Origin of the sequence: Janthinobacterium goodfellowi (assembly GCF_051380695.1) — a bacterium.
GTDB lineage: Bacteria > Pseudomonadota > Gammaproteobacteria > Burkholderiales > Burkholderiaceae_D > Janthinobacterium.
Genome location: NZ_JBNYXN010000005.1, coordinates 470306 through 482055 on the forward strand (window position 1 = coordinate 470306; position 11750 = coordinate 482055).

At 64.0% G+C, this 11750-nt stretch carries 10 protein-coding genes and 1 pseudogene; 8 read left to right on the forward strand and 3 right to left on the reverse strand.

From position 1 onward, the window contains the following. The first annotated feature begins 6 nt into the window (after nt 1-6). Complete coding sequence (gene mmsB, locus ACQ4WQ_RS21070) at nt 7-900, forward strand: 3-hydroxyisobutyrate dehydrogenase (RefSeq protein ID WP_326457070.1); 894 nt, start codon at nt 7-9, stop codon at nt 898-900. On the opposite strand, the gene ACQ4WQ_RS21075 is transcribed toward mmsB, so the two are convergent. Then, a complete protein-coding gene (locus tag ACQ4WQ_RS21075) occupies nt 897-1289 on the reverse strand; it encodes a DUF1090 domain-containing protein (RefSeq protein ID WP_436499725.1) in 393 nt (130 codons plus the stop codon). The two genes, mmsB and ACQ4WQ_RS21075, sit on opposite strands and share 4 nt — an antisense overlap. A 134-nt stretch (nt 1290-1423) precedes the next feature. Here ACQ4WQ_RS21075 and ACQ4WQ_RS21080 point away from each other — a divergent pair, with 134 nt between their 5' ends. The 6 genes from ACQ4WQ_RS21080 (at nt 1424) to ACQ4WQ_RS21105 (ending at nt 8158) form a co-directional block, all read left to right on the forward strand. Then, nucleotides 1424-2266: a tetratricopeptide repeat protein gene (locus ACQ4WQ_RS21080; RefSeq protein WP_436499727.1), complete on the forward strand. Its 843-nt coding sequence runs from the start codon at nt 1424-1426 to the stop codon at nt 2264-2266. Beyond that, on the forward strand, nt 2263-3264 hold the full coding sequence (locus ACQ4WQ_RS21085) for a tetratricopeptide repeat protein (protein ID WP_436499729.1): 1002 nt from the start codon (nt 2263-2265) through the stop codon (nt 3262-3264). The genes ACQ4WQ_RS21080 and ACQ4WQ_RS21085 overlap by 4 nt, the downstream gene beginning before the upstream one ends. 68 nt (nt 3265-3332) lie before the next feature. Continuing rightward, nucleotides 3333-4547 (forward strand): AGE family epimerase/isomerase, encoded by a 1215-nt coding sequence (locus tag ACQ4WQ_RS21090; protein WP_436499731.1) that lies wholly within the window; start codon nt 3333-3335, stop codon nt 4545-4547. Further along, nucleotides 4544-5476 carry a carbohydrate kinase family protein gene (locus ACQ4WQ_RS21095; protein WP_436499733.1) on the forward strand — a complete coding sequence of 311 codons (933 nt, stop codon included), beginning with the start codon at nt 4544-4546 and terminating at the stop codon, nt 5474-5476. Before ACQ4WQ_RS21090 ends, ACQ4WQ_RS21095 begins: the two co-directional genes overlap by 4 nt. Before the next feature lie 263 nt (nt 5477-5739). Further along, nucleotides 5740-6192: a hemerythrin domain-containing protein gene (locus tag ACQ4WQ_RS21100; protein WP_436499758.1), complete on the forward strand. Its 453-nt coding sequence runs from the start codon at nt 5740-5742 to the stop codon at nt 6190-6192. A 325-nt stretch (nt 6193-6517) separates the two neighbouring features. Then, nucleotides 6518-8158 carry a diguanylate cyclase domain-containing protein gene (locus ACQ4WQ_RS21105; protein WP_436499735.1) on the forward strand — a complete coding sequence of 547 codons (1641 nt, stop codon included), beginning with the start codon at nt 6518-6520 and terminating at the stop codon, nt 8156-8158. Nucleotides 8159-8209: 51 nt separating this feature from the next. Here the strand turns inward: ACQ4WQ_RS21105 and ACQ4WQ_RS21110 are convergent, their stop codons facing one another. Together ACQ4WQ_RS21110 and ACQ4WQ_RS21115 are read right to left on the reverse strand one after the other, a co-directional pair. Beyond that, nucleotides 8210-9307: a LacI family DNA-binding transcriptional regulator gene (locus ACQ4WQ_RS21110; RefSeq protein WP_436499737.1), complete on the reverse strand. Its 1098-nt coding sequence runs from the start codon at nt 9305-9307 to the stop codon at nt 8210-8212. Beyond that, nucleotides 9291-11204: a glucokinase gene (locus tag ACQ4WQ_RS21115; protein WP_326457350.1), complete on the reverse strand. Its 1914-nt coding sequence runs from the start codon at nt 11202-11204 to the stop codon at nt 9291-9293. The genes ACQ4WQ_RS21110 and ACQ4WQ_RS21115 overlap by 17 nt, the downstream gene beginning before the upstream one ends. 345 nt (nt 11205-11549) lie before the next feature. Between ACQ4WQ_RS21115 and ACQ4WQ_RS21120 the strand changes: the two are divergent. After that, a pseudogene (locus ACQ4WQ_RS21120) lies at nt 11550-11750 on the forward strand (carbohydrate porin); the annotation flags it as partial.

Consider the following 11750-nt stretch of genomic DNA (forward strand, 5'->3'; position numbering starts at 1 on the left):
GCGGCGATGAGCACCAATATCGTTTTCATCGGCCTGGGGAACATGGGCTTGCCCATGGCGCAGAACCTCGTGCGGGCCGGCCATGCGGTGACGGGTTTCGACTTGGTGCCGGCCAGCGTGCGCCAGTTCGCCGACGGCGGCGGCCTCGTGTCCGACGACCAGGCGGCGGCGATAGGCCAAGCCGACATCGTCATCACCATGCTGCCGGCCAGCCGCCACGTGCTAGGTGCTTATCTTGGCGACGCGGGCATCCTGGCGCAGGCGCGGCCCGGCACCTTGCTGATCGACTGTTCGACGATTTCCACCGAGGCGGCACGCCAGGTGGGCCGCGCGGCCGAGGAAAAGGGCATGCCCATGCTGGACGCGCCCGTCTCGGGCGGCACGGCGGGCGCCACCAACGGCACCTTGACCTTCATGGTGGGCGGCGAAGAATCCGCGCTGGCGGCCGCGCGCCCCTACCTGGATGTCATGGGCAAGGCGATTTTCCATGCGGGCGGCTCCGGTTGCGGCCAGACGGTCAAGATCTGCAACAACATGCTGCTGGGGATTTTGATGATCGGCACCAGCGAAGCGATACGCCTGGGCGTGGCCAATGGCCTGGACGCCAAGGTGGTGTCGGACGTGATGGCGAAAAGCTCGGGCCGCAACTGGACCCTGGAGGTGTACAACCCGTGTCCGGGCGTGGCCGAGAACGTGCCCGCGTCGCGCGGCTACACGGGCGGCTTTGGCGTCGACCTGATGCTCAAAGACCTGGGTCTGGCCGTGGAAAGCGCGCTGGCCAGCGGCGCCTCGGTACCGCTGGGCGCCTTGTCGCGCAATCTATACAGTTTGCACAGCAAGGCGGGGGCGGGCGCGCTGGATTTCTCCAGCATTTATCAGCTGCTGGGAGAGAAAGCTTAAGGCTGTTGCGCCTGCAGGGCGGCCAGTTCCGCCCTGGCTTTTTCCAGCTTGCCTTCCAGCTTGGCGATCTTCTTCGGCTCTTTATTGGCTTCCTGGGCCAGGCGCAGCGAGCGCTCCGTCTGGTTGACCTTCGCCTGCGCTTTCAAAATTTTCTTGTTGTGGCGTTCGATCAGGGTGCTGTCGCGGCAGTGGGCGTTGACTTCGTCGAGCGCGCGCGTCAGGCCAGCGACCTTGTCGGACAGGCCTTGTTCTTTGGCCTGGCGCAATTCGCTGCGGATGTTTTCGCGCTTGGCGGCGCAGCCGGCCAGCTGGGTGTCGGCGGCGCTGGCGGCGCCGCTGGCGGCGAGGACGACGAGCAAGGTCAAGGCGGTTTTCGATACGTGGTTCATGGCATTCCTGTCTCAGTGGTGGGCCCGTGCAATGTAAGCCTGCCGGCGTGCCCTGTCAAACTTCGCCTACCGTGCGCGCCTGTCCCGCATGGCATCGGCTACCATGCGTGTTTTCTTCTTTTCGACATCGCCGCATGACCAGGAAATTACTGTTGCTGATCCCTTTGCTATTGCCGCTGCCCGTCCTGGCGCAAACCTCGCCCACCTTGCTCGATCTGCAGCTGATCGCCATCAAGGCACGGGCCGATGCGGCCAGCCATAGCCCGGAAAGCATCGCCGAGTTTGCGCAGACCCGGCGTATGGCTGAAACGGGCGACGTGGAGGCGCAGCTGGAACTGGCGCGCATGCTGCAGCTGGGCGTCGGCGCGCCGCAAGACACGGCGCTATCGATGGCCTGGATACGCAAGTCGGCCGAAGGCGGCTATGCGCCGGCGCAGGCAGCTTTGGGGCTGGCCTACACGGTGGGCGGCAAGGTGCCGATCGACCGCGTGCAGGGCGAATACTGGCTGCGCAAGGGCGTGGCGCAGGGCGACGCACTGGCGCAAACCATCCTGGCGCTGGAATTCATCGATGGCGACAGCCCTCCCGAAGAACAGGCGCTGGCCATCCAATGGCTGAAGAAGGCCGCGCTCGAAGAGCACTTTATCCCTGCCTATAATGCGCTCGGCGAGCACCTGATGCGCGCAGCCACCGACGAGCAGGAGCGCGGCGAGGCCTTCCGCTGGTATGACAGATCGGCGCGCGAACAGGAACCGGCCGGCATGCGCAACCTGGCCCGCGCGCACGAGCTGGGACTGGGCGTGGCACAGTCGGACAAGCTGGCCCTGGCCTGGTACGAGCGGGCGGCATGGAGCGGCGACCTGCCCGCCATGCGGCGCATGCTCGATGTGTCTGTGAAGGGTGAACTGGGACAGGCGGCGAATGCCGAAGACGCCGCCGAATGGCGCGCCAAGCTGACGGAAAGCGAGAAGAAATGAAGACCATCGTATTGTTATTGACCCTGGCGCTGGCGCAGCCCGTGCTGGCGCAACCCGCGTCCTCCAAGGAACCGCGACAGCATCCGGCGCTGGCCGAATTCGACACCAAGGGCCTCGACGACATGCGCGCGAGGGTGCAGGCGGTGATCGACCGCCCGGCCGACCTGTCGCCGGACAAGGTCGCGGCCTTCGACAAGGCGCGCCGCGCCGCCGAAGGGGGCGACACGGCCGTCCAGCTGGAGCTGGCGCAGATGCTGCACGAAGGCGAGGGCACGCCGCGCGACGTCGACGCCGGCCTGGCGTGGATGCGGAAATCGGCCGAAGGCGGCTATGGCCCGGCGCAGGCTTTCCTGGGCGTGGCCTACACGCTGGGCCAGGGCATGGCCATCGACCGCAAGCTGGGCGAATACTGGTCGCGCAAGGGCGCCGCGCAAGGCGTGGAACTGGCCAATTTCATGCTGGCCCAGCACTTTGAAAACATCCACAGCAGCCCGGAAGAACAGGCGCACGCGCTGCACTGGCTGAAGTTCCATGCCGAAAACGGCTTCATCCCCGCCTACAATGAAATCGGCTACCGCCTGATGATGACGGCCAACGATGACGCGCAGCGCAAGGAGGCGTTCGGCTGGTACATGCGGGCGGCCAAGGCGCTCGATCCGCCCGGCTTGAACAATGTGGCGTACTCGTATGAAGTGGGGCAGGGCGTGCCGCAGAGCGACGAGGCGGCGCTGGGCTGGTACGAGATGGCAGCCATCGCGAAAAGCCCGCCGGGCCAGACGGGTTTCGCGCGCCTGCTGGAGCAGGGCCGCGGCGGCCCTACTCGGCAAGGGCCGGCGCCCCAGCCCTTCGAGTTGTACCTGCTGGCGGCGAAGCAGGGCGACGCGGAAGCCATCGAACGGCTGGTCAAGGTGTACGATAAGGGCGAGCTGGGACAGGCGGCCGACCCGGCCAAGGCGGCGCTGTGGCGCGAAAAGCGCAAGGCGGCCACGCCCCCTTAAGTGGACGAGACGGGGCGGAAACGGCATGCTATCATCATTGTTATCGATAACAATATCATGAGAGACCCATGAATCCCGATTTCCGCTCCAGGCAGATGCTTGAAAAGCACATCCTGCACACGATGCACTTCTACCACCCGCGCGCCATCGATGCGAGCGGCGGCTTCTATCACTTCTTCCTCGACGACGGCACCGTGTACGACGCTGCCACGCGTCACCTGGTTAGCAGCACGCGCTTCATCTTCAATTACGCCATGGCCTACCGCCATTTCGGCGGCGACGATTACCAGGCGGCCCTGCGTCACGGCGTGGCCTTCCTGCGTGACGTGCACCGCGACCCGGCCACCGGCGGCTACGCCTGGCAACTGTCGTGGAAAGACGGCGTCAAAACGGTGGAAGACGGCGCCAACCACTGCTATGGCCTGGCCTTCGTGCTACTCGCCTATGCGCATGCCTTGCAAGCCGGCGTGACGCAAGCGCGCGCCTACCTGGACGAAACGTTCGAACTGATGGAGCAGCGCTTCTGGCTGCCCGAACACGGCCTGTATGCGGACGTGGCCAGCGCCGACTGGTCCACCCTGGACGGCTACCGTGGCCAGAACGCGAACATGCATGCCTGCGAAGCCATGCTGGCCGCGTTCGAGGCGACGGGCGAGGCGCGCTATCTGCACCGCGCCGAAACGCTGGCGCACAACATCACCGTGCGCCAGGCGGGTCTGGCCAACGGCATGATCTGGGAACACTACAAGAGCGACTGGGCTATCGACTGGGATTACAACCTGCACGACAAGAGCAATATCTTCCGTCCCTGGGGCTACCAGCCCGGCCACTTCACGGAATGGGCCAAGCTGCTCCTGATCATGGAGCGCCACGCCAAGTTCATGGCCGGTCCGTCCGGCTGGCTGCTGCCGCGCGCACGCGCACTGTACGACACGGCGCTGGCCAAGGCCTGGGATGGCGCGCATGGCGGCATCCACTACGGTTTCGGCCCGCACGATGAAATCTGCGACGGCGACAAATACTTCTGGGTGCAGGCGGAAAGCTTCGCCGCCGCCGCCGTGCTGGCCGCGCGCACGGGCGACGACGCTTACTGGCAAAGCTACGACAAGATCTGGGATTACAGCTGGAAGCATTTCGTCGACCACGAGCATGGCGCCTGGTACCGCATCCTGACGCCGGAAAACCAGAAAATCAGCAAGGAGAAAAGCCCTGCTGGCAAGGTCGATTACCACACCATGGGCGCCTGCTATGAAGTGCTGAACGTGATCGGCGGTGCAGCATGAGCGCCGCTGCTTTTCCCACTTTCCCCGCGTTTGTTTCGGCCGGCGAAGCGCTGACGGACATGCTGCGCACGGGCGCGGACGCCTGGAGCAGCCAGGTGGGCGGCTCGACCTGGAACGTGGCGCGCGTGATGGCGCGCCTGGGCGTGCCCAGCGCCTTTGCGGGCGCCGTCAGCCTCGACGTCTTCGGCGACGCGCTGGCGCAAGCGACCGACGTGGCAGGCCTGGACATGCGCTTTTTGCAGCGCCGCGCGAAGTCGCCGCTGCTGGCCATCGTGCATGAACTGCATCCTCCCACGTATTACTTCATCGGCGACGACAGCGCCGACCTGCATTTCGACGCGGCGCAGCTGCCTGCCGGCTGGATGCAGGGCGCGCAATGGGTGCATTTCGGCGGCATCAGCCTGGCGCGCGAACCGCTGGCGGGCAAGCTGGTGGCGCTGGCGCAGGAACTCAAGGCGGCTGGCGTCAAGATCAGCTATGACCCGAATTTCCGCATCATGATGGATGAGCGCTACGACGCCACCCTGCGCCGCATGACGGAGCTGGCTGACGTGATCAAGGTGTCGGACGAAGACCTGGCGGGCCTGTTCCGCCACGACGACATCGATGGCGCGTTTGCCGTGCTGCGCGGCTGGAATCCCCACGCCACCTATTTGTATACGCGTGGCGCGCAAGGTGCTGCGCTGTACCGGGGCGAGCAGACATGGCAGGCGGCGCCGCCCGTCATCGAGGTGGTCGATTCCGTGGGCGCGGGCGACGCCAGCATCGGCGGCTTGCTGTACAGCCTGATGTACCGGCCCGATGCGGACGGCGGCCAGCACTTGCGCTTTGCCGTCGCTGCGGGCGCGGGCGCCTGCCTGGCGGCCGGCGGCTCGCCGCCCTCGGTGGAACTGGTGGAATCGCTGGCACAGCGCACGCAGCTGCGTTAAGTCGCATGGCGTAGTGCGCCGGCAGGCAGGCGCACTACGCATACTTTTTGCGCAATGCAAAAATTTATCATGGTCAGCTTGATCTGCGTCGAAACGCGTTGACCTTCCCGCCTGGCCTACCTTGACGTTGGCAATCCTCCTACATGGACGCCGCATGGCCCTGTCTAGAATGGGGACTTCATTGCACACCTGGAGAACACATCATGGCCACCCAATCCCATCAGGCAGCTTCCGTTTCCCAGCAAAGTGTCGGTATGCAAGACATGGATGCGATCGCGCTGCTGACGCAAGATCATCAGACGGTGAAGGACTTGTTCGAACAGTACGAGGGCCTCAGCGACAGGTCGCTCGCCAGCAAACGCAAGCTGGCGCTGAAAATCTGCGAGGAATTGAGCAGGCATGCGATGGCGGAAGAAGAAATCTTTTATCCGGCCGTGCGCGACGCCAGCCGTCTGAACGAAGACCTGATCGATGAAGCCATCGTCGAACATGCCTCGGCCAAGGAGTTGATCGCGCAAATCGTCGCCATGGCGCCCGGCGAAGACCTGTACGACGCCAAGGTCAAGGTCTTGTCCAGGCAGATCGAGCAGCACGTGCTGGAAGAGGAGGGCGAGATTTTTCCGCACGCGCGCGAGGCGCAACTCGACCTGCTGGCCATGGGCGGCCAGATCGCGGCGCGCAAGGCGGAAATCGCATTGCCTGACATGCAGGCTTGACCGCCATGGCCGTGCGCTTATTTCGCGATCGGCCTGCGCCCCATTGAAGCGCAGGCCCCGTCGACGCCCGTTGCTGGAGCGCACTATATTGGGATGATGTGGGGATGCTGTAGCTATTCAGCGGCGCCAGGGCGCTTTTTTTGCAAGAATAGGCGTAAGATTGCTCTCTTGCCATGTCAAGGGCCTGTCCCGGGAGTGTCTTCATCCGGGGATAGGCTCCAAGTCATGCGCTGACCAATATGCCGTTCCTCCCAGTGCCATGCATGGCGTCACCTGGCCGGATCTGTGCGTTTTACAGTGCATGGGCGCTGAGAAGGAAGTACGCATGCATAAGATCTGGAAGTTTTTCAATCCCAGGAGCTTCAAATTCAAGATGACTGTGCTCGTGGGCGTACTGGTGCTGTGCGCGACGGGTTCTGTTGCGCTCACATCGCTGTCTGTCGCGCAAGGGCAGATGGTCTCCGTCATCGGCAATCAGCAATATGCCTTGCTGACCAGTGCGGCGGCATATATCGACGAAGACTTGAATGCGAAGAAAGCACTGCTCAGGGTGCTGGCGGAAGGGCTACCGGCGGATGTGTATGAACATCCGCACCGGATGCAGGCATTTATTGAAAATCATCCAACCCTGCGCGAGGAATTTTTCAATCTCGTCGCCTTTGATGCTACGGGGAAATTGGTTGCCAGCATGAATGACCGGCGCGTGGTCGGCAAGCTCAATTTCGCCGCGCGCGAATATTTTATCGATACCGTGAAACTCAGGGAGGGCGTGATATCGCGTCCATTCAAGAGCCAGCTGTCGGGCAAGCCCATAGTGCTGGTAACCGAACCGATCTATGACGAAGCCGGCAAATTGCTGTATGTGATCGCTGGCGGTATCAATTTGCAAAGCCCGACATTTTTTGGCCAGTGGGAGCAGCTCAAGCCGGGCAAGAGCGGTTATCTGTTCATGTTGACCGAGGACGGCACGATACTCCACCATCCGGACCCGGCGCGCGTCCTGAAGCGGGTGCATGATGAAACGGGCGGCGCAACGCCTTCCACCTTGGCCGCATTGCGGGGATTCGACGGCTGGACACAAGGTAAAACCAAGCTGGGCGTGCAGGCCATTATCACGTACAAGCATTTGCGCGCGGCAGATTGGATCATCGGCGCCGTCTACCCTGAAAGCGAGGCATTCACGCCGGTCACCGATATTTATGCCAAAGTCATTATTGCTTCGTCAGGCGTGGCCTTCCTGGCCGGTTGTGCCGGCTGGATCGCGGTGATGCTGCTCTTGCGTCCCTTGGGCGATCTGGGGCGGCAGGTGGCGAGCATACGCTCAGGCAATGCCGATATTGCGGTGTTTGATATCGGCCGCAAAGACGAGTTCGGAAAGCTGAGCCGTGCATTCTATGCGCTGTCGCTACAGAGGGAAGCTGCGGAGAACAACCTCGCCGTTCTGGCGCGAACTGACATGCTGACGGGCCTGCACAACAGGCGCATGTTTGACGAGGCGCTGGCCGCGGCATTGACACGTGCCCGGCGCGCTGGCACGGGCCTGGCGCTGGCGTATCTGGATATCGACTATTTTAAAAAAATAAATGACACGTATGGGCATGGTATCGGCGATCTGGTATTGATTGAATTTGCCAAACGGCTCAAAGCTTGCGTCCGGGCCTCCGACACGGTGGCGCGCCTTGCCGGCGACGAGTTTGTCATTATTTTTGAACAACTGACGGATCAGTCCGAACTCGCGGTACTGGGCAAGAAAATCGTGCAAGAGATGGCCGTACACTTTGATTGCGGCGGTATCGGTTTGCACGTCACCACCAGTGTCGGCTTGGCGTTCTGCGCCCGGGGTGATACGACGGCAGGGGCATTCTTGACGGCGGCCGATACGGCGCTCTACAAGGCAAAAAGCGCTGGCCGCAACGGTTATGCCGTCACTTCCATCGGCAGCCCCGCCTTGACCGAGGCGCTGTAGGACAGGGTACGCCGGCAAGGCGGGTGGGGGGCATCGCCTGTTCCGGCAGCGTCAAGGTCTGCGCTGACCCTTTGCCGTCGGCGGCGCATATCTTCCCGATGAGGCCCGCTCTACCAGGGTAAATTCCATCAAATGATGCGTGGCGGGCGCCGTTTCCCCGGCGCGGCGCTGGCGTATTTCGTCGATGACGAGCTTGACGGCGGCGCGCGCCATGTCGGCGATGGGCTGGTGGATGGTAGTCAGCTCGGGCCAGACGGTGCTGGCGACGGGCGTGTCGTCGAAGCCGCACACGCTCAATTGCGCCGGCACCTGCAAGCCCATGCCGTGCGCCACGGCCAGGGTGGCGGCGGCCATGTCGTCGTTGCTGGCGAAGATGGCGCTGGGGTACGGTTGCTGCGCCAGCAGCCGGCGCGCCGCGTCCAGTCCCGATCGGTACGTAAAATAGCCTTGCGCCACCCTGTGCTGCGGCACTGGCAAGCCTGCTTCCCGCATGGCGTCTTCGAAGGCCTGGCGGCGCAGCAGCGCGGGCGTGTGCGCGGGGTCGCCTTCGATGAAGCCGATGTCGCGGTGGCCCAGCGCGAGCAGATGGCGCGTCATGGCCAGCGCGCCTTCGTAGTCGTCGATGCGCACGGCCGACACGTCCGGCGAGGGGCGCGCCGTGGCCACGGCGATGGCGGGGATGCCCATGGTATTGAGCTGCGCCAGCACTTCCGGTGAGTCGCACAGGGGCGGCGGCACCAGGATGCCGTCCACGCCGGCCGCCACCAGGCAATCGATGCCGGCGCGCTGGCTGTCCAGGTCTTCGCAGCGTTCGAGCAGCAGCTGGCCGCCGCCCTGGCGGCACTGGTCCATGGCGCCGACGAGAAATTCGCTGAGGAAGGCCGCGCTGGGGTTGCTGTACAAGAGGCCGATGCGCAAGGTGCCCGTGCGGGCCGCGCGAGCCGCCAGGTTGGGCTGGTAGCGCAGGCTGGCGATCGCCGCCTCGACCTTGTCGCGCGTGGCCGCGCTGACGCTGGCGCGTCCGTTGATCACGCGCGATACCGTCATGGCCGACACGCCGGCCACGCGCGCGACGTCGTGCACGGTGGCGCCGCTGGCGCTGTCGAGCGGGGCAGGGGCGGCGGGCGCCGCCTTATTCGAGGTGGCCACCGAATTTCAGCTTGCCGCTGATGCGCATGCCGTGCAATTGACCCTCTTCCAGTTCGGCGGCGCTGGTGCGCTGCGCCGTGTCGCGCCGCGCCAGTCCCACCGACAGGATATCGAGCATCATCAGCTGCAGCAGGCGCACGATCATGGGTACGAAATTGAGGTTGCCTTCCGGGTGGTTCAGGGTCAGCAGCACGTCGGCCAGCTTGGCCAATGGCGAACCGCTGGCCGTGATCGCCAGCACGCGCGCGCCGCAGCCCTGCGCCACCTTGACGGTGCGCAGCAGGTCGGGCAGGGCGCCCGAACGGGAAATGACCAGCGCCACGTCGCCCGGTTTCAGCATGGCCGCGCTCATTTCCTGCGCCTGCGGGTCGGCAAAGAAGCTGCTGACGATGCCCAGGTTGAGCAGCTTGTGCTGCATGTCGTCGGCCACCACGCGGGCGCTGCCCACGGCCAGCAATTCCACGCGCTGCGCGCCGCGCAGCAGTTCGATGGCCGCCGTCAGCGCCTTCACGTCGAGCATGTCGCGCATGGCCAGCGCGGCCGAGGCGTTATTGCCCAGCACCTTGCGCGCCAGTTCCGCGTCGGAGTCCGAAATCTCCACGTGGCAGTGCGCCACCGTGATGGCGCCGCCCGTCAGGCCGGAAGCGAGCTTCAATTTGAAATCGGCCAGGCCCTGCACGCCGATCGAGCGGCAAAAGCGCATCACGGTCGGCTGGCTGACGCCGACGCGCTGGGCGATTTCGGCGATCGGCAGGGTCAGCATGGCGTTCGGTTCCTTCAGCACCCAGTCGGCCACCTTGCATTCCGATGGACTCATCCTGCCGCGCGCTTGGCGCACGGATTCGAGCACGGGCGCGCCGGTATGGGCGCGCTTGAGCTTTTGCGCGAGGATGGCGGCGATGCCCAGAAAAGTAGGCAGTTCGGCCGTGATCAGAAACGTGGGGATCTGCGCCAGGTATTCGTTCAGGCGGCCCTTTTGCTCGAAGCGGGCGCGGAATTGCGACCGTTCGAACAAAGGCCCCAGGCGCGGCACGATGCCGCCGCCTATATAGATGCCGCCCAGCGCGCCCAGGGTCATGGCCACGTTGCCGGCGATGGAGCCGAGGATGGCGCAGAAGCAGTCCACCGCTTCCAGACACACGTCGCATTCATTGTTCAGGGCGCGGCTGGTGATGTCGGCCGCCAGCAGCGGCGGCACGTCATGCCGGCCAGCCCGGTCGGACAGGGCGCGGTAGATCAGTTCCAGTCCCCGCCCGGAGGCGAGGCGTTCGGCCGAGACGTGCGACAGTTCGCGCCAGGCGAAGGACAGCACGTCCATCTCGCGCTGATCGCAGGGGGCGAAGCTGACGTGGCCTCCTTCGCTGCCCAGCGCGATCCAGCGGTCTTCAGCCGGGATCATGCCCGACACGCCCAGGCCCGTGCCCGAACCAAGCAGACCGATGACGCTGTCGGCGCGCGCCATGCCGCCGCCGATCTGCTGGCGCTGGTCGGGCCGCAGATAGGGCAGGGCCATGGCCAGCGCCGTGAAGTCGTTCACCACCAGCAAGGTGTCGAGGCCCAGCGCGGCGCGCATCGCCTCGATCGAGAAGAACCAGTGATGGTTCATCATGCGGATATTGTCGTCGTCGATGGGATTGGCGATGGCGATGGCCGCATGGCGCACGCGCGCCGAACCGGCGGCGCGCGCCTCGCTGCTATCCATATACGCGGTGATGGCGTCGAGCAGCGACGCGTAGTCGTCGCAGGGCAGCACGGCGACCGCTTCCAGGTGGCCCTGGCGCGTTTCCAGCACGAAGCGGGCATTGGTGCCGCCGATGTCGGCCAGCAGGCGCGGCCCTTCACTGAATCGTTCCGCCGGATCGCTGCCTGCTACTTCCATTTTTTCATCAATTTTCATGGCGGTGCCTAGTCTCGTCTGCGTGCGCTGTCTTGGCGGCGCACTGTCATTATGGCAAAAACCAAGGATTTTAATTCGTATACGTGTCGCGTGCCGAAAAATGCGGGGTGCCGGCGCAAATGCCTGTCCACCGTGTCAGATGGGATGGCGCCAGCGAAAAAAACAGGGCCGTCAACTCGCTTGTGGGTACGCAAATAAAGTGTCGCAGAGTAGTCGTAGGATTACAACATAATATGTTGATATTTGTTCGTAGTATAGTTACTATGTCCCTGCTGGAAAGAATTCTGGCCAGTACATTCGGCCACGAATGACTAGATAAAAAATAAATTACTGAGGAGACTTACCATGCTGCATCGCAACATGTTGAAGGCTGTGCTGAAAACACTGCCAGCTGCCATCGTCTTAGCTATCGCCAGCGGTTCCGCTGCCGCCGACCCCATGTACCCATCCGACTCCGAAGGCTTCCACGGCTACCTGCGCGCCGGCGCCGGCAGCAATACTTCGGGCGACGGCGGTTCGCAAGGCTGCTTCGGCCTGGGCGGCAAT

What these genes read in the sequence shown, in the direction of transcription:
- ACQ4WQ_RS21075 (WP_436499725.1), bottom strand. Translation starts at nt 1,289, where the DNA reads ATGAACCACGTATCGAAAACCGCCTTGACCTTGCTCGTCGTCCTCGCC.
- ACQ4WQ_RS21090 (WP_436499731.1), top strand. Translation starts at nt 3,333, where the DNA reads ATGAATCCCGATTTCCGCTCCAGGCAGATGCTTGAAAAGCACATCCTG.
- ACQ4WQ_RS21115 (WP_326457350.1), bottom strand. Translation starts at nt 11,204, where the DNA reads ATGAAAATTGATGAAAAAATGGAAGTAGCAGGCAGCGATCCGGCGGAA.
- ACQ4WQ_RS21095 (WP_436499733.1), top strand. Translation starts at nt 4,544, where the DNA reads ATGAGCGCCGCTGCTTTTCCCACTTTCCCCGCGTTTGTTTCGGCCGGC.
- ACQ4WQ_RS21100 (WP_436499758.1), top strand. Translation starts at nt 5,740, where the DNA reads ATGGATGCGATCGCGCTGCTGACGCAAGATCATCAGACGGTGAAGGAC.
- ACQ4WQ_RS21085 (WP_436499729.1), top strand. Translation starts at nt 2,263, where the DNA reads ATGAAGACCATCGTATTGTTATTGACCCTGGCGCTGGCGCAGCCCGTG.
- ACQ4WQ_RS21105 (WP_436499735.1), top strand. Translation starts at nt 6,518, where the DNA reads ATGCATAAGATCTGGAAGTTTTTCAATCCCAGGAGCTTCAAATTCAAG.
- mmsB (WP_326457070.1), top strand. Translation starts at nt 7, where the DNA reads ATGAGCACCAATATCGTTTTCATCGGCCTGGGGAACATGGGCTTGCCC.
- ACQ4WQ_RS21080 (WP_436499727.1), top strand. Translation starts at nt 1,424, where the DNA reads ATGACCAGGAAATTACTGTTGCTGATCCCTTTGCTATTGCCGCTGCCC.